22 protein-coding genes are annotated in these 21,784 nt (G+C 72.6%); 12 read left to right on the forward strand and 10 right to left on the reverse strand.

Annotation, left to right across the window (positions count from 1 at the left end; translation table 11 throughout):
* Positions 1 to 10 precede the first annotated feature (10 nt).
* Positions 11 to 397: an ester cyclase gene (locus ACZ7PG_RS03260; RefSeq protein ID WP_470237456.1), complete on the forward strand. Its 387-nt coding sequence runs from the start codon at positions 11 to 13 to the stop codon at positions 395 to 397.
* Here the strand turns inward: ACZ7PG_RS03260 and ACZ7PG_RS03265 are convergent.
* From ACZ7PG_RS03265 to ACZ7PG_RS03280, 4 genes are read right to left on the reverse strand one after another with little or no spacing between them, the layout of a single operon-like run.
* On the reverse strand, positions 387 to 1,160 hold the full coding sequence (locus tag ACZ7PG_RS03265) for an MHYT domain-containing protein (RefSeq protein WP_470237457.1): 774 nt from the start codon (positions 1,158 to 1,160) through the stop codon (positions 387 to 389). The two genes, ACZ7PG_RS03260 and ACZ7PG_RS03265, sit on opposite strands and share 11 nt — an antisense overlap.
* An 18-nt stretch (positions 1,161 to 1,178) precedes the next feature.
* Positions 1,179 to 1,571, reverse strand: coding sequence for a DUF742 domain-containing protein (locus ACZ7PG_RS03270; RefSeq protein ID WP_470237458.1), 393 nt, complete (start codon positions 1,569 to 1,571; stop codon positions 1,179 to 1,181).
* A complete protein-coding gene (locus ACZ7PG_RS03275) occupies positions 1,568 to 2,077 on the reverse strand; it encodes a roadblock/LC7 domain-containing protein (RefSeq protein WP_470237459.1) in 510 nt (169 codons plus the stop codon). Before ACZ7PG_RS03275 ends, ACZ7PG_RS03270 begins: the two co-directional genes overlap by 4 nt.
* The gene (locus tag ACZ7PG_RS03280; protein WP_470237460.1) at positions 2,074 to 4,836 is read right to left on the reverse strand and encodes a sensor histidine kinase; all 2,763 of its coding nucleotides are present in this window, start codon (positions 4,834 to 4,836) and stop codon (positions 2,074 to 2,076) included. The genes ACZ7PG_RS03275 and ACZ7PG_RS03280 overlap by 4 nt, the downstream gene beginning before the upstream one ends.
* Positions 4,837 to 5,296: 460 nt before the next feature.
* Here ACZ7PG_RS03280 and ACZ7PG_RS03285 point away from each other — a divergent pair, with 460 nt between their 5' ends.
* On the forward strand, positions 5,297 to 6,625 hold the full coding sequence (locus ACZ7PG_RS03285) for a low temperature requirement protein A (protein ID WP_470237461.1): 1,329 nt from the start codon (positions 5,297 to 5,299) through the stop codon (positions 6,623 to 6,625).
* A 43-nt stretch (positions 6,626 to 6,668) separates the two neighbouring features.
* Positions 6,669 to 7,589, forward strand: coding sequence for an anti-sigma factor RsbA family regulatory protein (locus tag ACZ7PG_RS03290; protein WP_470237462.1), 921 nt, complete (start codon positions 6,669 to 6,671; stop codon positions 7,587 to 7,589).
* Between the two features lie 112 nt (positions 7,590 to 7,701).
* On the opposite strand, the gene ACZ7PG_RS03295 is transcribed toward ACZ7PG_RS03290, so the two are convergent.
* Complete coding sequence (locus ACZ7PG_RS03295; RefSeq protein ID WP_470237463.1) at positions 7,702 to 8,373, reverse strand: TetR/AcrR family transcriptional regulator; 672 nt, start codon at positions 8,371 to 8,373, stop codon at positions 7,702 to 7,704.
* Between the two features lie 123 nt (positions 8,374 to 8,496).
* Here ACZ7PG_RS03295 and ACZ7PG_RS03300 point away from each other — a divergent pair, with 123 nt between their 5' ends.
* Positions 8,497 to 9,423 (forward strand): NAD-dependent epimerase/dehydratase family protein, encoded by a 927-nt coding sequence (locus ACZ7PG_RS03300; protein WP_470237464.1) that lies wholly within the window; start codon positions 8,497 to 8,499, stop codon positions 9,421 to 9,423.
* Here the strand turns inward: ACZ7PG_RS03300 and ACZ7PG_RS03305 are convergent.
* Positions 9,420 to 9,842, reverse strand: coding sequence for an STAS domain-containing protein (locus ACZ7PG_RS03305; protein WP_470237465.1), 423 nt, complete (start codon positions 9,840 to 9,842; stop codon positions 9,420 to 9,422). The two genes, ACZ7PG_RS03300 and ACZ7PG_RS03305, sit on opposite strands and share 4 nt — an antisense overlap.
* A gap of 304 nt (positions 9,843 to 10,146) precedes the next feature.
* Between ACZ7PG_RS03305 and ACZ7PG_RS03310 the strand changes: the two genes are divergently transcribed.
* The 6 genes from ACZ7PG_RS03310 to ACZ7PG_RS03335 are packed head-to-tail and all read left to right on the forward strand — an operon-like array spanning position 10,147 to position 16,390.
* A complete protein-coding gene (locus ACZ7PG_RS03310; protein WP_470237466.1) occupies positions 10,147 to 11,712 on the forward strand; it encodes an acyl-CoA synthetase in 1,566 nt (521 codons plus the stop codon).
* A complete protein-coding gene (locus tag ACZ7PG_RS03315) occupies positions 11,709 to 12,485 on the forward strand; it encodes a crotonase/enoyl-CoA hydratase family protein (protein ID WP_470237467.1) in 777 nt (258 codons plus the stop codon). Before ACZ7PG_RS03310 ends, ACZ7PG_RS03315 begins: the two co-directional genes overlap by 4 nt.
* Positions 12,482 to 14,362, forward strand: a complete 1,881-nt coding sequence (locus ACZ7PG_RS03320; protein WP_470237468.1) for an acetoacetate--CoA ligase — start codon at positions 12,482 to 12,484, stop codon at positions 14,360 to 14,362. The genes ACZ7PG_RS03315 and ACZ7PG_RS03320 overlap by 4 nt, the downstream gene beginning before the upstream one ends.
* Positions 14,359 to 15,246, forward strand: a complete 888-nt coding sequence (locus ACZ7PG_RS03325; protein ID WP_470237469.1) for a 3-hydroxyacyl-CoA dehydrogenase NAD-binding domain-containing protein — start codon at positions 14,359 to 14,361, stop codon at positions 15,244 to 15,246. Before ACZ7PG_RS03320 ends, ACZ7PG_RS03325 begins: the two co-directional genes overlap by 4 nt.
* A 13-nt stretch (positions 15,247 to 15,259) precedes the next feature.
* Positions 15,260 to 16,126, forward strand: coding sequence for a 4-hydroxyphenyl-beta-ketoacyl-CoA hydrolase (couO, locus tag ACZ7PG_RS03330; RefSeq protein WP_470237470.1), 867 nt, complete (start codon positions 15,260 to 15,262; stop codon positions 16,124 to 16,126).
* Between the two features lie 54 nt (positions 16,127 to 16,180).
* Positions 16,181 to 16,390 carry a DUF2188 domain-containing protein gene (locus ACZ7PG_RS03335; protein WP_470237471.1) on the forward strand — a complete coding sequence of 70 codons (210 nt, stop codon included), beginning with the start codon at positions 16,181 to 16,183 and terminating at the stop codon, positions 16,388 to 16,390.
* Between the two features lie 115 nt (positions 16,391 to 16,505).
* Here ACZ7PG_RS03335 and ACZ7PG_RS03340 read toward each other — a convergent pair whose 3' ends face one another.
* Positions 16,506 to 17,180, reverse strand: a complete 675-nt coding sequence (locus tag ACZ7PG_RS03340) for an ATP-binding protein (protein ID WP_470237472.1) — start codon at positions 17,178 to 17,180, stop codon at positions 16,506 to 16,508.
* Between the two features lie 6 nt (positions 17,181 to 17,186).
* Between ACZ7PG_RS03340 and ACZ7PG_RS03345 the strand changes: the two genes are divergently transcribed.
* Positions 17,187 to 17,993, forward strand: coding sequence for an HAD family hydrolase (locus ACZ7PG_RS03345; protein WP_470237473.1), 807 nt, complete (start codon positions 17,187 to 17,189; stop codon positions 17,991 to 17,993).
* Here ACZ7PG_RS03345 and ACZ7PG_RS03350 read toward each other — a convergent pair.
* Together ACZ7PG_RS03350 and ACZ7PG_RS03355 are read right to left on the reverse strand one after the other, a co-directional pair.
* Positions 17,986 to 18,603 carry a class I SAM-dependent methyltransferase gene (locus tag ACZ7PG_RS03350; RefSeq protein ID WP_470237474.1) on the reverse strand — a complete coding sequence of 206 codons (618 nt, stop codon included), beginning with the start codon at positions 18,601 to 18,603 and terminating at the stop codon, positions 17,986 to 17,988. The two genes, ACZ7PG_RS03345 and ACZ7PG_RS03350, sit on opposite strands and share 8 nt — an antisense overlap.
* A gap of 57 nt (positions 18,604 to 18,660) precedes the next feature.
* Positions 18,661 to 19,134, reverse strand: coding sequence for a carboxymuconolactone decarboxylase family protein (locus ACZ7PG_RS03355; protein ID WP_470237475.1), 474 nt, complete (start codon positions 19,132 to 19,134; stop codon positions 18,661 to 18,663).
* 142 nt (positions 19,135 to 19,276) lie between these two features.
* Here ACZ7PG_RS03355 and ACZ7PG_RS03360 point away from each other — a divergent pair, with 142 nt between their 5' ends.
* Entirely contained in the window at positions 19,277 to 20,155 is an 879-nt protein-coding gene (locus tag ACZ7PG_RS03360; protein ID WP_470237476.1) for an RNA polymerase sigma-70 factor, read from the forward strand.
* Positions 20,156 to 20,403: 248 nt separating this feature from the next.
* On the opposite strand, the gene ACZ7PG_RS03365 is transcribed toward ACZ7PG_RS03360, so the two are convergent.
* Positions 20,404 to 21,744, reverse strand: a complete 1,341-nt coding sequence (locus tag ACZ7PG_RS03365; protein WP_470237477.1) for an MFS transporter — start codon at positions 21,742 to 21,744, stop codon at positions 20,404 to 20,406.
* Positions 21,745 to 21,784 lie beyond the last annotated feature (40 nt).

A 21,784-nucleotide genomic window follows, 5' to 3' on the forward strand; every position in this document is an offset into this window, starting at 1 on the left:
GACTGGCTTCATGACCGATCTCGAAGCTCGCTACCGCGCCTACCTCACCTGTCTGAACGAACGGCGCTTCGCCGACCTCCCGGACTTCGCGCACGACCCCGTCGTCCACAACGGACGCACGCTGACCATCGAAGACTTCCAAGCCCTCCTGCGGCAGGACGCCGCCGAGATTCCCGATCTGCACTACGCGATCGAAGGACTCGTCGTCCAGCACGACCAAGTCGCCTGCCGCATCCGGTTCGACTGCACTCCCGTCGACGACTTCCGCGGGCTACCCACCGCCGGCAAGGCGATCTCCTTCGCCGAACACGTCTTCTACCGCTACGAAGACGGGAAGATCGCCGAGATCTGGTCCCTCATCGACACCGACGCCATCCGCGACCAGCTCACACCGTGACCGCTTCATCCTTCGAGACCGAAGCAGCCGCAGCAGCCTCCGGCGTGATCGCCGGCGCCATCAACACCGCGCACAAAGGCACCGCCATCGCGACCGCCGCCAGCACGAACACCGGGAACAGGAACGAAAACACCTCCACCCCCGCCGGGTCGGCCGCGTTCATGTCCATGTTCATCCGGACCGCCGCCATGCCCGTGTAGTGCATGCCCGTCACCGCCGCCCCCATCACGAAACCCGCCAGCAGCCGCAGGGACAGGCGGTCCAGGAACACCGCGAACCACAGCGCCGCCGTGGCCGCCACCACCGCGATCACCACCGACAGCGCCACCAGGCCGCCTTCGTAGGTGAAGTCGCCCTTCACGCGCAGGGCCGACATTCCCGTGTAGTGCATGACGTTCACCGCCAGGCCCGTGATCACGCCGCCGAGGGCGAGGCGCCACCAGCCGAACTTCGCGCGGCCGCCCACCACCACGAGGCCGGCGAACACCGCCGACACCGAGAGGATCGCCGACAGCACCGTGCGGAAGACGTCGTAGCGGACCGGCATTCCCGGGGTGCTGAACCCGAGCATCGCCACGAAGTGCATCAGCCAGATGCCGACGCCGCCGATCGAGATCGCCGCCAGCACCAGCCAGCGCATGCGGTGCCGGGAGGTCGCCGCGTGGCGGGCCTGGACCGCGCACGCCAGCCCGAGCGCGCAACCCACCACGGACGTCAGGTACGCCAGCACCAGCAGCCAGTGCCCGAGCGCGAAGTGTTCCATGATCAGCCTTTCCCGGTGCTAAAGATCGCGCAGCCCGTGCAGCACGCGTTCCATCAAGTCGTGGCGCTCGTCCCAGGTCGACGTGTCCGACAGCGTGTCGCGGACGATCACCAGGTTGTCCTGCATCAGGTCCGACACGAGCACACGGACCACGCCGAGCGGCAGCGACAGCAGCGCGGCGATCTCCATCAGCGACCTCGGCCGGGCGCAGATCTCGGTGACCTCCGCCAGCGCGCTCGACGACAGGTACGCCGCCTCGGCCCGGCCGGCCGCCGTGGTCTCGACCAGTGCTTCGACGGCGATCTCGACCGTCGGCGCCGTCCGGCCTTCCGTCCAGGCGTACGGGCGGGCCAGCGACGGGCTGCGCCGCGGCTCCTCCCCGTACGGCCCGGGCGGCGGGTCGTCGATCACCGGTGGTCCTGGGCCACCGGTATCTCGCGCGCGGGCACGTCGACCTTCTGCCCCACTCGCTCGACCAGCATCGTCATCTCGTAGCCGACCAGGCCGATGTCGCAGCCGGTCGACGCGAGCACGACCAGGTTGGAGCCGTCGCCCACGCTCATCAGCAGCAGGAACCCCTGCTCCATCTCGATCACCGACTGCACCACCCGCCCGGCGGTGAACAGCTCCGCGGTGCCCAGCGACAGGCTGGACAGCCCGGCCGCGATCGCCGCCAGCTGGTCGGCGCGCTCACGGGGCAGGGCCTCGTCGGCGGCCACGAGCAGGCCGTCGGCGGAGACCAGCACGGCGTGCGCGACGCCCAGCACGTCCTGGACGAACCCGTTGACCAGCCAGTTCAGCGTCGCCGTCCGTTCGGGCGGCGCGGCGGGACCGGGGAAGCCCAGTGTCCCGCTGAGGGACCGGGCCGACGGTTCGGCGCCGGACCGTCGCGGCTGCACGTCGGGAAGTTCGGTCATCGCGGATCCACTTCGTCCTTTCCGGATTCTTCGGCGCGGGCCGCGGTCTCCTGCCGGGCCGCGCGCATCCCCTGGTAGTGCCGGGAGAGGCTGCTGCGGACGGCGGTGGGGTCGCGGAACCCCGTCCCGCCGGTCTGCTCGCGCACGCGCGGGACGACCGCGCCGGGCGCGAGCTGGGCACCGGGCCGCCGGGTCGGCAGGCCGGCGTCGGTGAGCCGCTGCGCGCTCGCGGGCTTGAGAGCGCTTTCGGCGGCCTGGCGCGTGCGGTCGGCCGGGGTGTCCCACTCCCCCACCGCCGTGCCGGCCGGTTCGGGGCGGGCCACCGGCTTGTCGACCGAGGTGGGCCACTCCGCCGCCGGGAGCTCGGCTGGTGGCGTCGCAGGTTCGGCCGAGGGGACGCGGTGCGCCGCGGTGGTTCCGTTCCGCTCGCCGGTCGGCTTCTCGGCCGAGGGCGGCCATTCCGCCGGGTCGGCCCGGTGCGCCGCCGTGCTCCCATTCCGCTCGCCGGTCGGCTTCTCGGGCCACTCCGCCGGGTCGGCCCGGTGCGCCGCCGTGCTCCCGTTCCGCTCGGCCGCCGGCTTCTCGGCCGGAGGCGGCCATTCCACCGGCGCGTCCTCCGCCGGGTCGGCGCGGTCCGCCTTCGACCCGGGCCAGGTCCGCCGGCCGGCCGCGGGTGCCTCGGCCGCGGGCGGCCACTCCACCGGCGCGTCCCGCCGGTTCAGCGGCTTCACCACCGGCTCGGTGAACCAGCTCGTCACGACCTGCTCGAAGATCGGCGTCGACGCCTGCGTCGGCACGACCGGCGGCCGGGTGTGGCCGTTGCGGCCACCGGCGGCGGCGCCGGCCGTCGCGAGCCGGCCGGCCCCGATCGGGCGGGCCAGGTCGGCGATGACGAGCGCGCCCGGGACGTGCACGCTGGCCGTCACCCCGGCGTTCCGCGCGCCCGCGCCGGTCGCGCGCAGCCGGACCGTGACGCCGTGCAGCGCGGCGAGCCTGCCGACCACGAACAACCCCATCCGGCGGGTCGTCTCCGGGCCGACGGTCCCCGCCGCCGCGAGGCGCTCGTTCACCGACACCAGCTCCGCCGGGGTCATCCCGAGGCCCTGGTCGACGACTTCGATGAGCAGCCCGCCGTCGGCGCCGCGGTCGGCCGTCAGCGCGACCTTGTGCTCGGGCGGGGAGAACCGCGTCGCGTTCTCCAGCAGCTCGGCGAGGATGTGCACGACGTCCGCGGCCGCTTCGGGCTGCACCGAGCTGCGCGGCGCGTTGCCCATCGCCACCCGCCGGTAGTCCTTGACCTCCGACGTCGCGGCGCGCAGCAGGTCGCGCGTGGGCACCGGCTCCCGGCCGTGCCGGACCGGCCGGCCACCGGCCAGGACGTGCAGGTTCTCGCCGTTGCGGCGCAGCCGGGTCGCGATGTGGTCGATCCGGAACAGCTCGTCGAGCCGGCGGGGGTTCTGCTCGCCCGACTCGAGGTCTTCGATGATCGACAGCTGCTGCTCGACCAGCGACTGGCTCCGCCGCGAGAGCGTCATGAACATCTCGCTGACTTGCTTGCGCAGCTCGGCCTGTTCGACGGCGAGCCGCACCGCCTGGCGGTGCATGTCGTCGAAGGCACGGGCCAGCTGCCCGATCTCCTCCTCGGTCTTGACCCCGGAGTCGGGCACCGACCGCCAGTCGACGTCGTGGCCCTCACGAACCTGCCGGACGGTCTCCGGGAGCTGTTCGTTCGCCGCGCGCAGGGCGGCCGCGCGCAGCCGGCGCACCGGCGTGACGAGCGAGCGCACCACCAGCAGGGCGATCGCGAGCGCGCCGAGCAGTGCACCGAGGACCAGCGCCGTGTCGCGCAGCGAGTCCGAGCGGGCGCGGTCGGCCGCGTCCGACACGTCGGAGGACAGCTTCGCCGCGACGTCGGCGAGCACGGCCGTCACGCCGGTCGTCTCGGCGGCGATCGTGGGGGCGAACGACGCGAGCGTCTCGCCGCCGGTCCTGCTCGGGTCCTGCAGGGCGTCGAGCCGGCCCGCGGCGGAGCTCGTCGCCGCCTCGAAGCGGTTCAGCTGGGCACCCGAGAGCTGGTGGGCGGCCTGCTCGGCGAGCACCTCCTGCTCGGCGGCGGCCTGCACGACGGCCGGGCGCAGCGAAGCGTCGTCCGGGCTGTTCTGCGCCGCCCGCGCGTAGGTCTCCTCGGTGGCCAGCTCGCCACGCAGGTGCACCAGCAGCCGCGCGGTTTCCGCGCCGACGGCGGTCTCGCTGCCGGCGTCGGCCGGGGCGAACGTGGGCACGAGGTCACCGAGGGTCGAGATGATGTCGTTGTAGCCGGCGGCCTTCGTGCGGACGTCGCCGCCGCCCGTGCCGGCCGCGCGGATGCCGGCGAGCTTGCCCAGCGCGGTGTTCAGCGCCCGGCCGGTGTCCGCGGCCAGCGGCGCGAAGCCGGTGTCGCGCTGGACCGCGGCGACCTTCGCGTCGACGGCGGCGGTCAGCGTGTCGGGTGCCCCGCCCGGGACCGCGACGGCCGCGACCATCTCCTGGCCCAGCGACGCCGTCAGGTCGATCGTGTCCCGCAGCACCGGCAGCCGGTCGCGCGCGGCGCTGAGCGCGGTCGCCCGGTCGAGCTCGCCCTGGATCCGGACCTCCGCGAGCGCCACGGCGACCAGGACCGGCAGCAGCAGGACGACGCTGATCTTGGTGCGCACGCTCCAGTGCGCGGGCCACCACGCGGCGTCCGCCGAGCGGCGGAGGGTGGATCTGCTTTCGTGCATGGTGGAACCGCTCGATTCCCAGCCGCGCGGACGGCTGACGTCGAACTCGGACAGGACGGGGGCCCCAGGGCCGACCACGGACGTCCCGAGTGGACCGGAATCCCGGCTCCCGGACCGGAGCAGACGTGGCGTTGATCGAGCCGACCAGCAGAGAACATCACGTCCGGCATCCTTGTCAACCCTAAGGACCGGCGATTCGGAAGTGGGCAATAAATTAGTTCGGATTCACTCCGACAGTTCACGCATTGTGTCCCGGCGGTCGCTGCTTGTACACCGTACAAGCACTGTTCGCCCAGCTCCGAGGCCTGACACGGCGTAAATAGTCGACCTGTTCACACTGGCGGCAGAATTACCCACAAGTGCCACCGCGACGAATTCGGCTATTGCCGTAATGGTGTGTTATTAATTCCCGCGGCGCCCGGGTGGGAGTCGCGGACGAAGACCCGGCAGAATCGCCGCCGTGACCGATGTGGACGACGACGGCGCCGCGGGCCCCGGCAAGCGGGTCGGCTGGGTCGAGCTGTACTTCGACCTGGTGTTCGTGTTCGCGGTGGGCCAGGTGGCGCACGGCGTGGTCGCGGACCCGCACTGGATGCGCGCCGCCGCCGCGCTCGGCCTGTTCGCGACGCTGTGGTGGACGTGGATCGGCTTCGCCGTGCTCTACAACCGCCGCGGCGACGACCGCCGCACCACCGACCGGCTGTTCGTGCTGGCCGGGACCATCCCCTGCGGGATCGCCGCCACCCAGGCCCACCACGTCTTCGAGGGGCACCCGGCGGTCTTCGCGGCGGCCATGGCCGGGGTCCGCCTGATCCTGGCGGCGGCGCACCGGTGGCCGGCGCGGCCCGGTCTGGACCAGAGGCGGATCAGCTGGGGCTACACGGCTTCGGCGGTCCTGTTCGGCGTTTCGGCGGTCCTCCCGCACACCTGGGCACTGTGGGCACTGTGGGCGTTCGCGCTGCTGCAGGAGGCCGGGTTCCTGCTACTCGGCGACCGCCACGAACGGCGCCGCGGCGAGCCCCGGCAGCGGCCCTCGAGGGCGGAGCGGCTACATCCGGGGCCGGGGGCTCCGCCACCCGGAACCCCCGAAGAGCAGTGGCGGATGCTGCTGAAGCCGCCGAGCGACCCGAACCTGGCGGTCGACTCCGCCCACCTCGCCGAACGCTTCGGGCTGTTCATGATCCTGCTCCTCGGCGAGCTCGTGATCACGGTCGGCACGGCCGCGCTGGAGCGCCCGGCCGACGACGTCGCCTACTGGGCGTCCCTGGTCGCCGGCCTGGTGATGGCGGGTGCGCTGTGGTGGCTGTACTTCTCCTCGGCCGCGCGGATCTACGAGCGCCTGCTCGACCTCTCCGGCGGAAACCCCGCGCTCGCCTACTCGCTGTACGCGGTCGGCCACCTCTTCCCGGCCTTCGCGCTGCTGCTCATCGCCGCCGGGGTGAACCTGTCGCTGCACGAGTCCCCGCCCCAGGCGGCGGCGTGGTTCACGACGGCGGGCCTGACGATGTACCTGGCCGGCACCCGTGTGTTCTCGGTGCCCGGACGCCCGCGCTGGTACGCCAGCGTGGCCCGGATCGCGGCCCTGGCGGCCACCGCGTGCCTCGCGCTGCTGAGCCTGGTCCTGCCGGCGCCCGCGGTGGTCGTGGTGATCGCGGCGTGGGCGGTGGTCGCCACGGTCGTCTCGGCGGGCATCCGCCACCGCGCGCGCGACCGCATGGGCGACGACCCGGTGGCGTTCCTGCGCGGCATCCAGGAGGAACGGCTGAGGCAGGCCGGGCAGAAACGCTGACGGCGGCCGCGCATACTGGACGCCCTCGGCCCAGGGAGGCGATGTGAGCGCGGACCCTTTCGCGCACCCGGCGTTGTTCTACCGCGACGACGCCGAGTACCTGGCCGGAACCGTCCCGTTCGTGTGGGGCGGGCTCGCCGCGGGTGAGCCGGTCGCCGTCGCCGTGCCCGGGCGGAACCTCGGCCTGCTGCGCCGGGAGCTCGGCGCGGACGCCGAAAAGGTCCGCCTGCTGGACATGATCGACGCCGGGCGCAACCCCGGGCGGATCATCCCCCGCGTGCTGCGGGCGTTCGCCGACGCCCACCCGGACGGCCCGGTGCGGATCATCGGCGAACCGATCTGGGCGGAGCGGTCGGCCGTCGAGTACCCGGCGTGCGTGCAGCACGAGGCGCTCATCAACCAGGCCTTCACCGGCCGGGAGGTGACGATCCTGTGCCCGTACGACGCCGCGGGTCTCGCCCCGGCCGCACTCGCCGACGCGGAAGCCACCCACCCGGTCCTGATCGACGGAACCGGCCACCGTCCGAGCACGGCGTACGCCCCCGACGACGTCCTCGCCCGCTACAACCGGCCGCTACCGCCGGCGCCGGATCGCGTGGCCGAGCTGCCGGACACGACGGACCTCGCGGCGGCCCGCGCACTGGCCCACGTCCAGGCGGCCGCCGCCGGGCTGAGCGCCGACCAGGTCGCCGACGTCGAGGTGGTGGTCACGGAGCTGCTGTCGAACTGCGTCGAGCACGGCGGCGGCACCGGCACCGTCCGGTTGTGGAGCGACGAGGGCGAGTTCGTCTGCGAGGTCCACGACGGCGGCGGCACGCTCGCCGACCCACTGGCCGGCCGCCACCCCGCGACGCCGGAGCAGCCCCGGGGGCGCGGGCTGCTGCTGGTCAACTACGTGGCCGACCTGGTCCGCCAGCACACCGGCGACCACGGCACGACGTTCCGGGCGTACTTCCGCGTTTGAGCGGCAGTCGCTCGGAAGCCGGCTCAGGGCAGCCCGCCGCACCGGCCAGGACCGACGGCGAGCGGAGCGGGGCCACTGCCGGCGGTGCGTGCCCAGCCGCCCGGAAGCCGGCTCAGGGCAGCCCGGCGAGGTCGGCCAGCAAGGCCACGTGGTGCTCGAAGTACTCCGCGCGGGCCTGGATCATGTCGTCGAGGCGGTGGAACACCTCGAAGTTGACCTGACCGAACAGATGCGTCCACGCGAGCAGTGCCCGGTCCAGCCGCTCCTCGGACAGGCCGCCGCCCTGCTCGTCGATCAGCTTGCGCAAGTCGGTGCGCACCGGTCCCGGCACCGGGCGTCCCGGCACTTCCGGGGCCTCGCCGACGATCGCCGCCAACAGCAGGATCACCTTCGAGGCCGGGACCACCGTCTCCGGTGGTGCCGCGTAGCCCGGCACGGGGTTGCCGTAGAGCAGGCCGTACTCGGCCGGGTGGGCCAGCGCCCAGGACCGCACCGCGTGGCACGCCGCGAGCCACCGGCCGCGCAGGTCCTCACGCGGGATCGCCGCCTCCGCCTCGGCCGCCGCCGCGCCCAGGCCCTCGTACGCGTCGATGATCAACGCTGTCAACAGCGCGTCGCGGCTCGGGAAGTACCGGTACAGCGCCGACGCCACGATGCCCAGGTCGCGGCCGACGGCGCGCAGCGACAGGTTCGCGCCCTCCGTGGCGAGGCGGCGGCGGGCGACTTCCTTGATCTCCTGGTGCATCTCCGAGCGGACCCGGGCACGCAGCGACGAGGCGGACACGGTCCCAGTGTCGCACATCCCGAGAACACCCGAACTCGACGAGAACACTGTTCTTGACGCGCTACCCCGCCGAGCCGTACGGTGTTCTTGTTCGAGAACACCGTTCTCTCCTGGGGGGTTTCCATGGCACTGCACGTCATCGTCGGCGCCGGTCCGGTCGGTTCGGCCACCGCTCGCCTGCTCGCCGGCCGCGGCGAAGAAGTCCGCCTGATCACCCGTCGCGGCGGCGGGCCGTCGCTGAAGGGCGTCCAGCTGGTCGCCGCGGACGCCTCCGACGCCGCCACGCTCGCGCGGCACACGGCCGGCGCGGCCGCGCTGTACAGCTGCGCGGGACCGGCCTACCACCGCTGGCCCACCGACTGGCCGCCGCTCGGCGCCGCACTCCTGCACGCGGCCGAGAGCAGCGGCGCGGTGCTCGTCACGACCGGCAACCTCTACTCGTACGGCACCGTCGACGGCCCGATGACCGAAGAACTGCCGGCGCGGCCGAACTCGGTCAAGGGCGAGGTGCGGGCGAAGCTCTGGGCCGTCGCCCTCGCGGCGCACGACGCCGGGCGGATCCGTACGGCCGAGGTCCGCGGCTCGGACTACCTCGGCGCGGGCACGCAGTCGGCGTTCACGGCCTTGGTGCTGCCGAAGGTCCTGGCCGGCAAGCGTGCTTCGGCCCCGGCCGACCTCGACGCCCCGCACAGCTGGACCTACACCGGCGACGTCGCCCGCACGCTGGCCGCGGTCGCGGCGGACGAACGGGCGTGGGGACGGCCGTGGCACGTCCCGACGGCGCAGGCGGTGTCGCTGCGCCGGCTGGCGACCCGCGCGGCGGAGCTGTCCGGGGCACCGGCGGCCCGCGTCACGACGATGCCCGCCGTCGCGCTGCGCCTGGCCGGGCTGTTCAACCCGGCGGCGCGGGAGATGCTGGAGATGCAGTACCAGCTGCGGGGCCCGTTCGTCCTGGACTCCTCGGCGGCGACGGCGGCGTTCGACATCGAGCCGACACCCACCGACGACGCCCTGCGGGAGACGATCGGCACGATGCCGGGAGCCGGCTAGTTCGGGATCTCCGTCGCCCGCTCCCAGCCCGAGGGCAGCGGGCTCAGGTTCAGCGCGTGGTCGAGGCCGCTGCCGGCCAGCGCCCGGCGCACGACCCGGTTGTCGCCGGTGACGATCCGGAGGGTGGTGCTCTCGCGGACGGTCCGGACGTGGATCTCCGCGAGCACCGCGAGGCCGGCCGAGTCCAGGAAGTCGACCTCGGACAGGTCGAGCACCAGGGTCGGGAACCGCCGGTGCGCCCAGGTGCTCAGGACCGAGCCGAGCTCGGCGGCGCTGTCCTCGTCGAGCGCGCCGCGGATCCGGACCATGACCGCGCCGAAGTACGGGCGGATCACCTGGATGTCGAACGGGCTTCGTTCCGTGAGGGGGGACGGCGACATCATGGGGATCGCCGTCGCGGGGTGCTGCACGACCAACATCTTCTTACGCCTTCAGTCGCGGATGGCGCGCCGAGTGGTGTCCAGTGCCCGCTCGGACGCCGGCAAGTCAGGGGAGAGGCGGCTGGTGCTGAACCGCACCTACGCAGCCTAACCCTTGATCCAAACGGCGCAACCCCGCCAACGGCCGAAATCCCGCTCCCCCGCTGTCCGCCGAAAGCGCGCCTTCCCGGCGTACGTACCAAAAACCGGCGCTCGGGCCGCTCACCCTTGACAGCCCGTGCGGGTGACAGTCATGCTCGACGGCGTCTCAGGGTTCCTGATATAGCGCACGGAGGTGCCCGGCGTGACCCGATCGCCGCTCGGTCCGGCCGACTTCGGCCTCGGCAGCTGGCCCGCGCGCCGGGCCCGGATCTCCCCCGGCCGCACCGCGCTGGTGCAGCCCGGCCGCACGCGCACCTACGCCGGGCTCGCCGGCCGCGTCGACCGGCTGGCCGGCGCGCTCGCCCGGCTGGGCGTACGCCCGGGCGACCGCGTGGCCTACCTCGGCGTCAACGACGTCACGGTCTTCGAGACGCTCTTCGCCACCGCCCGCCTCGGCGCGCTCTTCGTACCGCTCAACTACCGGCTCTCCCCCGCCGAAATCCGCTACATGCTCGAGGACAGCGGCGCTTCGGTGCTGGTGCACAGCCCGGACACCGACGCCCTGCTGGCCGGCCCGCTGCCGGAGACCCTCCGGCACGTCGTCGCGACGGACCCCGCGTCGTGCCCGGCCGGCGGCCTGGACTTCGAGGCCGAGCTGGCCGCCGCCGGCGACGTGCCGCCCACCGGGGTCGGCCTCGACGACCCCTGCCTGCTGCTCTACACCTCCGGCACCACCGGCCGGCCGAAGGCGGCGGTCCTCACCCACGGGAACCTCACCTGGAACACCGTCAACCAGCTCGCCCACCTCGACGTCCTGGGCACCGACCGGGCGCTGTGCATCGCGCCGCTGTTCCACTGCGTCGGGCTGGGCCAGATCACGCTCCCGACGCTGTTCAAGGGCGGCAGCGTGGAACCGGTGGCGAAGTTCGACCCCGGCGCGATCCTCGGCCGGATCGGCGAGGGCGGGATCACGAGCTTCTCCGCGGTCCCCACGATGCTGGAGATGCTGTGCCGCCACGAGGACTGGGACCGCACGGACCTGAGCTCGCTGACGTGCGTGCTCTACGGCGGCTCGCCGGTCGCCGAACGCGTCGCCCGCGCGTGGCTCGACCGCGGCGTGCAGCTCCTGCAGGGCTACGGCATGACCGAAGCGTCGCCGGGCGTCTCGATGGCCACCCACGAGGGCACGCCCGGCCACCCCGTCGCCGCGGGCGTGCCGCACTTCTTCACCGACGTGGCCGGCCTCGGGCCCGAGCTGACACCCGAACCGCTCGGCGAGACTCCCGCCGAGCTGCTGGTGCGCGGCCCGCACGTGTTCGGCGGCTACTGGAACCGGCCCGAGGAGTCGAAGGCGAGCTTCGTCGACGACGACTGGTTCCGCACCGGCGACGTCGTCCGCGTCGACGACGACGGCTGGGCCCACGTCGTCGACCGCGTCAAGGACCTGATCATCTCGGGCGGCGAGAACGTCTACCCCGCCGAGATCGAGGCCGTCGCGGTGCGGCTCGACGAGGTCGACGCGTGCGCCGTCGTCGGCGTGGCCGACGAGCGCTGGGGCGAGGCCGGCGTCGCCTTCGTCGTCCGCCGGGCCGGAGCCGAACTCGGCGAAGCCGCCTTCCGCGCCCACCTCGAAGCGCACCTCGCGCGCTACAAAGTGCCCAAACACGTGCAGTTCACCGAAGCACTGCCGGTCAACGCCACCGGCAAGATCCGCCGCGTCGAGCTCCGCGAGCGAGCCGCCGCATCCTTCCCGAACGGACCCGCATGACGATCCCGCTCCTGCCCTCCTCGCTGCGCCTGGAACTGCTCGGCGACGTCGCCGTGCTGCGGCTGGCCCGCCCCGAGAAGCGCAACGCCCTCGACGACGCCACCGTGCTCGGCCTCGAAACGTTCTTCGGCTCGCCGCCGCGCGGGGTCAAGGCCGTCGTGCTCGACGCCGTGGGCGAGCACTTCTCCGCCGGGCTCGACCTTTCCGAGCTCACCGAGCGCGACGCGTTCGAAGGCCTGGAGCACTCGATGATGTGGCACCGCGCCTTCGAGCGGATCGAACGCGGGCAGGTCCCGGTCGTCGCCGTGCTCCGGGGCGCGGTCGTCGGCGGCGGCCTGGAGCTCGCGGCGGCCGCGCACATCCGTGTCGCCGAGCCCTCGGCGTTCTACGCGCTGCCGGAGGGCCAGCGCGGCCTGTTCGTCGGCGGCGGCGCGTCGGTGCGGGTGCCGCGGCTGATCGGCGCGAGCCGGATGGCCGACATGATGCTCACCGGCCGCGTCCTCGACGCCGACGAGGGGCAGGCCGCCGGGCTGTCGCACTACCGCGTCGACGACGGCTTCGAGCACGCGCTCGGCCTCGCCCGCAAGATCGCCACGAACTCGCCGATCACGAACTTCGCCGTGCTGCAGGCACTTCCCCGCATCGCCGAGGCCAACCCGGCCGAGGGCTATTTCATGGAGTCGCTGATGGCGGCCGTCGCGACCGGCAGCGCCGAAGCCAAGGAGCGGATGCAGGCGTTCCTGGACAAGCGCGCCGGGAAGGTCGGCCGATGACCGAGATCGGCCGGTACCTCGAGTGGCTGGCCGAGCGCGGCCACGCCTTCGACGGCTACGCCGCGCTGCACCGCTGGTCGGTGACCGACCTCGACGGCTTCTGGTCGTCGATCAAGGACTTCTTCGGCGTCCGCTTCCACTCCCCCGCTTCGAGCGTCGTGCCGGACCGGCGGATGCCCGGCACCGAGTGGTTCCCCGGCGCGACCCTCAACTACGCCGAGCACGCGCTCGGCGGCCCGTCGGACGGCATCGCCGTCATCGCGTACTCCCAGACCCGCGACCGCACCGAGCTGACGTGGGGCGAGCTGCGCGACCAGGTCGCCCGGGCCCGCGCGGGCCTCGCCCGGCTCGGCGTCGGGCGCGGCGACCGCGTGGTGGCGTACCTGCCGAACATCCCCGAAACCGTGGTCGCCTACCTCGCCGTCGCGAGCCTGGGCGCGGTCTGGGCGTCCTGCGCGCCCGAGTTCGGCGCCCGTTCGGTGGTCGACCGCTTCGGCCAGATCGAGCCGCGGGTCCTGCTGACCGTGGCCGGCTACCGCTACGGCGCCAAGGACGTCGACCGCCGCGCCGAAGTCGCCGAGATCCGCGCCGGCCTGCCGACCGTCGAGCACGTCGTCCACGTCCCCTACGGCGGCCACGACCTCCCGGACACCCTGGGTTGGAGTGCGCTCCTCACCGAGAGCGCGCCCGGGTTCGAACCGGTCGGCTTCGCACACCCGCTGTGCGTCTTGTTCTCCTCCGGCACCACCGGCAAGCCGAAGGCGATCGTGCACGGTCACGGCGGGATCCTGCTGGAACACCTCAAGAACCACGGCCTCAGCTGGGACCTGCACCCCGGCGACCGGATCCTCTGGTTCTCCACCACCGCCTGGATGATGTGGAACGCGCTGGTGTCGGGGCTGCTCACCGGCGCGTCGATCGTGCTGGTCGACGGCAACCCGCTGCACCCCGACCTGGCGTGGCAGTGGCGCCTGGCCGCCGAGACCCGCGCGACGCTGATGGGCGCGAGCCCGGGCTTCCTGATGGCGTGCCGGAAGGCGGGCCTCGACCCGGCCGCGGAGTACGACCTGAGCGCGCTGCGGCAGCTCGGCGCGGCGGGCAGCCCGCTGCCGGCCGAGGGCTACCACTGGGTGCGGGACGTCTTCGGACCGGACGTGCTGCTCAACGTCGGCAGCGGTGGCACCGACGTCTGCAGCGGGATCGTCCAGGGCGGCCCACTGCAGCCGGTGCTCGCCGGCGAGATCTCCGGACCGTGCCTCGGGGTCGACGCGAAGGCGTTCGACGAGCACGGCTTTCCGGTAGTGGGCAAGCTCGGCGAACTCGTGATCACCGCGCCGATGCCGTCCATGCCGGTCGGGTTCTGGGGCGACGACACGGGTTCGCGCTACCGCGAGACGTACTTCTCGACCTACCCCGGCGTCTGGCGCCACGGCGACTGGATCCGGTTCTCCCCCGAGGGGAGCTGCGTCATCGCCGGACGCTCCGACGCGACGCTCAACCGCGGCGGCGTCCGGCTCGGCACCGCCGAGTTCTACGCCGTCGTCGAGGAGCTGCCGGAGGTCGACGACTCCCTCGTCGTGCACCTCGAAGACCCGGCGGGCGGCAACGGCGACCTCCGCCTCTACGTCGTGCTCCGGGACGGCGCCCTGGACACGCCGCTGCGCGAGAAGATCACGACGGCGTTGAAGAGCGCGCTGTCGCCGCGGCACGTGCCGGACACGATCACCGCCGTCCCGGTGATCCCCCGCAACCGCACCGGGAAGAAGCTGGAGCTGCCCGTGAAGAAACTCCTGCTCGGCGCCCGCGTCGACGACGTCGTGGGCCGGGACGTCCTGGCCGACCCCACCGCCCTCGACGCCTTCCGGGCCCGCGCATGAGCACCATCGCGGTCGTCGGCACCGGCGTGATCGGCGCGAGCTGGGCGGGGCTCTTCCTCGCCCACGGCCACGACGTCGTCGCCACCGATCCGGCGCCCGGCGCCGAAGAGCGGCTGCGAGAGGCACTCGAAGACACGGATCGGCTGCGGTTCGTCGCCGACGCCGGCGAAGCGGCCGCGGCGGCGGATTTCGTGCAGGAGAACGGTCCTGAGCGCGAAGACGTCAAGCACGCGCTGTTCGCCGTCCTCGACGAGGCCGCGCGGCCGGACGTGGTCCTGGCGAGCAGCTCGTCCGGGCTGCTGCCCAGCGTCATCGCCCGCGGCTGCCCGCGCCATCCCGAGCGGGTCGTCGTCGGGCACCCGTTCAACCCGCCGCACCTGATCCCGCTCGTCGAGGTCGTGCCCGGCCACGACACCGCGCCCGAGATCGTCGACCGGGCCGTGGCGTTCTACGCCTCGCTCGGCAAGCGGCCGATCCGGCTGGCCCGGGAAGTGCCCGGCCACGTCGCGAACCGGCTGCAGGCCGCGCTGTGGCAGGAGGCGTACTCGCTCGTGGAACGCGGCATCGCGACGGTCGCCGACATCGACACGGCGATCGCGTACGGCCCCGGGCTGCGCTGGGCCGTGCTCGGCCCCTTCCTCAACCAGCACCTCTCCGGCGGCGCGGGCGGGCTCGCGCACGTCCTGGCGCACCTCGGCCCGCCCACCGAAGAGTGGTGGCGCGACCTCGGCCGCGTCCACCTGACCCCGGAGCTGGCCGAGACGCTCGTCGCCGGGGTCGATGCGGAACTCGACGGCATCGGCGACGATCAGCTCGTCGCCGCCCGCGACGCCGTCCTGAACCGTCTGCTGGCCGCCAAGGCCGCGCAGCCCGACCTGCCCTGAACCTGGAGCTTCCGTGGACCTTTCCGCACTGACCGCCATCGACGTCCACACCCACGTCGAGCAGGACGGGCACGGCTGTTTCGCCCTCGACCAGGAGCTGCTGGACGCGTCGGAGAAGTACTTCCGCGCCGGCCAGGACCGGACGCCGACGGTGGCCGCGATCGCCGAGCACTACCGGGCGCGGAACATGGCCGCCGTCGTGTTCACGGTCGAGGCGCCGGCCGCGACCGGGCACCCCGCGCTGTCCAGCGAGGAGATCGCGGACGCGGCCGCCGAGCACGCGGACGTGCTCATCCCGTTCGGCTCGGTCGACCCGCACGCCGGCAAGGCCGCCGTGCACCGCGCGCGCCGGCTGGTCACCGAGCACGGCGTCCGCGGCTTCAAGTTCCACCCGAGCCTGCAGGCGTTCGAGCCCAACGACGTGCGGTACTACCCGCTGTACGAGGCGATCCAGGAGCTGGGCGTGCCGGCGCTGTTCCACACCGGGCAGACGGGGATCGGCGCCGGGCTGCCGGGCGGGCACGGCATCAAGCTGCGCTACTCGAACCCGATGCTGCTCGACGACGTCGCCGCGGACTTCCCGGAGCTGACGATCATCCTGGCGCACCCGTCGGTGCCGTGGCAGGACGAGGCGATCTCGGTCGCGACGCACAAGGCGAACGTCTACATCGACCTGTCCGGCTGGTCGCCGAAGTACTTCCCGCCGCAGCTGGTCCGCGCGGCGAACTCGCTGCTCAAGCGCAAGGTGCTGTTCGGCTCGGACTTCCCGGTGATCACCCCGGACCGCTGGCTCGCCGACTTCGCGGCCCTCGACATCAAGGACGAGGTGCGGCCGCTGATCCTCAAGGACAACGCCGTCCGGGTGCTCGGCCTGGCCTGAACGTTTGCCCGGTCCGTCCCCGGGCACCCCCCGGGGACTCCGGGAGGTGGCGAGATGGCCGAAGGTGACGTGCACACGTATTTCGAAGACGGGCTGTGGAAGAACCGGCTGGAAGGCGGGATCCGGGCGTCCAACACATCGCCGCGCCGGACCGACGCCGTGCTCGCCGGCCGGCTGATCGCGAAGAAGCGGCGGGTCGGGCACGTGGTCCACACGCCGGAGGGCGACGTCGAGGACGAACGCGACTACCGGCGTCCACAGTAGACGAAGACCCGCCCCCGCTCGGCGAAGGCTGGGGGTGTACCTGCGAGCGGAGGCGGGAGCCTATATCCGTTACAACGCAGGGGAAACGCCGGTGTTCCCGGACGTGACGCGGACCTCAGCGCCGCGGCAGCACGGCCCACACGGTCTTACCGCCGGAGCGGCACCGGCTGCTCCCCCACGTCTTCGCGACCTTGGCGACCATCCGCAGCCCGAGCCCCGTCTCGGTCGGGTCCAGCCCTTCGCGCACGACGGCCGGGCGCGCACTCTCGTCGTCGGCCACGGCGACAGCCAGCCGTCGGCGGCGCAGCTCCATCCGCAGCCGAGGCACCGAATCCGTGTGCCGCAAGGCGTTCTCGACGAGCTCGTTCGCGACCAGCTCGGCGTCCTCGGCCAGCTCGGGCACCCGCCACTCGGCACAGGTCCGCCGGACGAACTCGCGAGCGCGCGCCGAGGTGCGCGCCGACCGGACCAGCACCCGCCGGGCCCGCTTCCGCGCCGGGCACACCAGCGCGGCCTCGGCCGCCGCGACATCGGCGTACACGCTTTGGCCGGCCAGCATCGCGCGCTGCTCGGGCCGCCCGGTCACGAGCGCGAAGGGAACGGCCGGCCAGTCGCCGACCCGCAGGGCGACGAGCGAGAACACCTTGACCAGCTCGGCATCGCGCAGTTCGAGACGCTCGAGGTCGACGAGCACACCGTTTTCGGCGTCGGCGGCGAGCTCGAGCAGGCTGTCGCGGAGCTGGAGATAGGTCGTCTCGTCGAGGACTCCCACGACGGACGTCGCGGTCATGGAGCTGTGCCGGGGAACCAACCGGAGCACCGGAACCACCTCCCGGTCAACCGGATAGCCGGTCTGGAGGCGCTCAAACGGCAGGTTTGCCGGTCCGGCCACCCTGGGTACCCGAGCCGTTTCAGTCAACTTGAGGAGCCCATCATCGCCACCGCGGTCCTGTTCGACGTCGACGGCACCCTCGTCGACTCCAACTACCTCCACGTCCACGCCTGGCGGCGGGCGTTCCACGAGCTCGGCCGCCCGGTCGACTCCTGGCGCGTGCACCGCGCGCTCGGCAAGGGGTCCGGCAAGCTGCTGAGCACCCTGCTGGGCGACGAAGACGCCGAGCGCATCGGGGATGAGGTCAAGGACCTGCACAGCCGGTTCTACCGGGAGACGGCAGGGTTGTTGCGGCCGTTCGACCACGCCCGGGACCTGATCCGGGCGCTGACGGCGAAGGGTGTGCGGGTGGTCCTGGCGACGTCGGCGGGTCCGGACGAGCTGGACGAGCTGCGTCGCGTGCTCGACGTCGACGACGTGGTGAAGGACATCGTCGCCGGCCACGACGTCGAGGCGACGAAACCGGACCCGGAACCGGTGCGGGTGGCACTGGAGAAGGCCGGCACGGCCCCGGAGGACACGATCTTCGTCGGCGACGCGGTGTGGGACGTGCGAGCGGCCACGAAGGCCGGCGTGCGCACGATCGGCGTGCTGTCGGGCGGAGTCGGCGCGGCGGAGTTGACGGAAGCGGGAGCGATCGCGACCTACGACGACGTCGCCGCCCTGCTGGCCGACCTGGAGACGAGCCCGCTGGCGAAGCTGTTCAGCTGACCTTCCGGGCCACCAGCCGCTCGACGAGGCCCAGCTTGAACCGCTCCTGACGGTCGATCGGCAACCCGAGCCCCTCGACCAGCTTCAGCGGGCGCCGCCGGAAGTGTTCGCCCGCCAGGGGGACGCTCGCCAGCTCCACCAGCCACTGCATCCCCCGCACCACCCACGACGACGACGCCACGTGGTCGACCAGGATCAGGCGTCCGCCCGGGCGCAGGACCCGGGTCATCTCGGCCACCGCCGTCGCCGGGTCCGGGATCGCGCAGAGGCCGAACGTGCACACCACCGTGTCGAACGACGCCTCGGCGAACGGCAGCTCGTGCGCGCTGCCCTGCTGAAAAGTGACCTCGCGGCCGAGGTCGCGGGCTCGTGCCCGCGCGAGGTCGAGCATCCCGGCACTCAGGTCGAGCCCGGTGAGCGTCACCTCGTCGGGGTACCAGGCCAGGTTGAGCCCGGTCCCGACGGCGACTTCCAGGACCTCGCCGGTGGCCTGCCCGCAGGCCCACTCGCGCGAGTCGCCGAAGAGGCGGCGGTCCCAGACGCCCATCTCCGCGTCGTAGCTCGCCGACTTGCGGTCCCAGTACCGGTTCCACCGCTCCGCCTTGGTCATGCCCCCCAGCGAAGCACGAACCGGCCCGGGATCGGGTGATCCCGGGCCGGAAACCCGTCAGCCGAACATGCCGGGCTCGTACGAGCCGCCCTTCTGGTGCAGGATCACCGCGAGCCGGTTGGCCGAGTTCATCTGGGCCACCAGCGCCACGAGCGCGGCGGTCCGGTCGTCGTCGTAGTGCTTGCGCACGCTGTCCCACGTGTCGTCGGAGACGCCGGGGGCGGCGTCGGCGATCCGGGTGCCCTCCTCGGCCAGTGCCAGCGCGGCCTGCTCGGCCTCGCTGAACACCGTGGCCTCGCGCCAGGCGGCGACCAGGTTGATTCGCACGGCGGTCTCGCCGGCGGCCGCCAGCTCTTTGGTGTGGATGTCGACGCACCAGCCGCAGCCGTTGATCTGGCTGACGCGCAGCGACACCAGCTCCTGCGTGATCTTCGGCAGCGGCGACTGGACGATCGCCAGGCTCGCGGTGCCGAACCGCTTGGCGAACCTGGCGCCGATCTCGTTGTCGGTCAGGCTGAATCGGGGTTCCATGGTTCCTCTTCCGTGGTCGTGAACCGGACGACCACGAGATGCCGCACCACCCCGGTCCCGTGACAGTGACGACGGTCACGGTCACAAACCGGCTCCGAAGAGCATCTGGTGGGAAACTCCGCGAGACGAAAGAGGAGCCACCATGGCCGATCCCGCCACCGACGCGTTCCTCGCCCACCGGAACCTGCTGTTCACCGTCGCCTACCAGATGCTCGGCTCGGCGGCCGACGCCGAGGACGTCCTGCAGGAGACCTGGCTGCGCTGGGTGGGCGTGGACCTCGCCGCCGTGCGCGACGAGCGCGCGTACCTGGTCCGGATCACCACGCGCCAGGCCCTGATGCGGCTGCGGACGCTCGGCCGGCGCAAGGAGTCCTACGTCGGCCCGTGGCTGCCCGAGCCGCTGCTGACCGCGCCCGACGTCGCCGAGGACGTCGAGCTGGCCGACAGCGTCTCGATGGCGATGCTGCTGGTGCTGGAGACGCTGACGCCGGCCGAGCGGGCGGTGTTCGTGCTGCGCGAGGTGTTCGACCTGGGCTACGACGAGATCGCCGAAGCCGTCGGCAAGACCCCGGCCGCGGTCCGCCAGATCGCCCACCGCGCCCGTTCCCACGTGGCCGCCCGCCGCCCCCGCGGCGACGTCTCCCCCACGACGTCCCGCGACGCGCTGGCGGCGTTCCGGCGCGCGGTCGAGACGGGCGACCTGCAGCACCTGCTGGACATCCTGGCCCCGGACGTGGTGTTCCTGGGCGACGGCGGCGGGGTCGTCCAGGCGGTGCTGGAGCCGGTCGTGGGGGCATCGGACGTGGCCCGCCTGCTGGCGGCAGGACTGGGCAACTTCGCGACGGGGTCCCTGGCGACGGCCCAGGTCAACGGCTACCCGGCGCTGCTCCTGCGCCGCGACGGCGAGGTCGACACGGTACTGGCGGTCCGCATCGACGACGGGCTCATCACGGGCCTGTACGCGGTGCGCAACCCGGCGAAGCTGTCGCGTTTGGACGAAGAGACCCCGCTGCGACGTTGACCGCGCGCTCGCCCCGGGCCTGACCGAAGCGCAAACCGCCAAGACCAGGACCACCCACGAGGCCGTGGTGCAGTCGCGTCGCCTCGATCCAGGTCTTCCCGTCGAGCGGTTCGCGTTGGCACTGCGCGATCTCCACCGTCAGGCGGGCCGGCCGGGGCTGCACGCCGACCACCGAGATGCGCGACGGGGCAGGACAGTCCGCTGCTGCGTAGGGCAGTTCGAGCAGCTGTGGCTCGAATCCCGCCCTCTCAGCGGTGTTTCTCGTTGAGGTCCTTCGCTTTGACACCAACCAAAAGCACCACCACCGCCACCAGCACGATCCCCGAGCTGATCACCAGCCCCAGCGACAGGCTCCCGGTCGACGCCTGGATGAACCCCAGCAACGATGGCGATGCCGCCGCCGCGAAGGAGCCCATCGACGTCACCACCGCGATGCCCGTCGCCGCCGCGCTTTCGCTCAGGTAGATCGACGGGATCGAGTAGAACACCGTCAAACCCGAGTAGTGCGCCGCCGCCATCACCGCGAGCAGGATGACCACCACCAGGACGCTTCCGCCCGAGAACGCGAGCGCCAGCATCGCCGCGGCCGCCACCAGCCAGCTCACCGCCGCGTGCCAGCGGCGCTCGAGCGTCCGGTCGGAATGGCGGCCGACCACCAGCATCACGACGATGCCGAGCAGCGGCGGGATCGCCGAGAAGAACCCGAGGTTCAGCACGTCGCCGACGCCGGCCTCGGCGATGATCCGCGGCGTCCAGTACGAGACGGCGTTGGCGAGCGTGTACGCCCCGCACGCGCACAGCCCGAGGATCCAGACCTTCGGGTCGCGCAACGCCGAAAGCATGCCGCCGTGCCGAGCCGACGACTCCCCCTTCGAGCTCCGCTCGGCCTCCAAATCGGCCCGCACCAACGCCTTCTGCGCCGGGCTGAGCCACTTCGCCTGCTCCGGCTCGTCGACGAGGAAGAACGCGACCAGCACGGCGAGCAGGATCGGCGGGATACCTTCGATGAGGAACAGCCACTGCCAGTCGGCCAGGCCGGCGACGCCGCCGAGCGCGTGCATGATCCAGCCGGAGACCAGCGACCCGAGTACACCCGACACCGGGACGCCGATGAAGAACACCGCGGTCATCCGCGTCCGGCGCGCGGACGGGAACCACCGCGACAGCAGGTAGAGCGCCCCGGGGAAGAAGCCCGCTTCGGCGACGCCGAGCAGGAACCGGGCGATGTAGAACGTCGTTTCGTCGCGCACGAACAGCGTCACGATCGTGACGACGCCCCAGGTCGCCATGATCCGGACGAGCGTCTTGCGGGCGCCGATCTTCGCCAGCAGGGCGTTGCTGGGGACCTCGAAGAGGATGAACCCGACGAAGAACAGCGTGACGCCGAGCCCGTAGACCGCCGAGCCGAAGCCGAGGTCGCGCTTGAGGCCCTGCTGCGCGATGCCGATGTTCGTGCGGTCGATGAAGCTGACGACGTAGCAGACCACGAGCAGCGGCATGACCCGCAGGGCGATGGTCCGGTAGGTGGACGCGCGGTCGGCGCCGCCGATCGCGGGCGGCCGTCCGGTGACGGCGGGGTGTTCGGCCACGGCTACTCGACTCCTTCGTCAGGCGGGGCGTGCGGCGCCA

Source organism: Amycolatopsis sp. NPDC114504 (assembly GCF_055633595.1).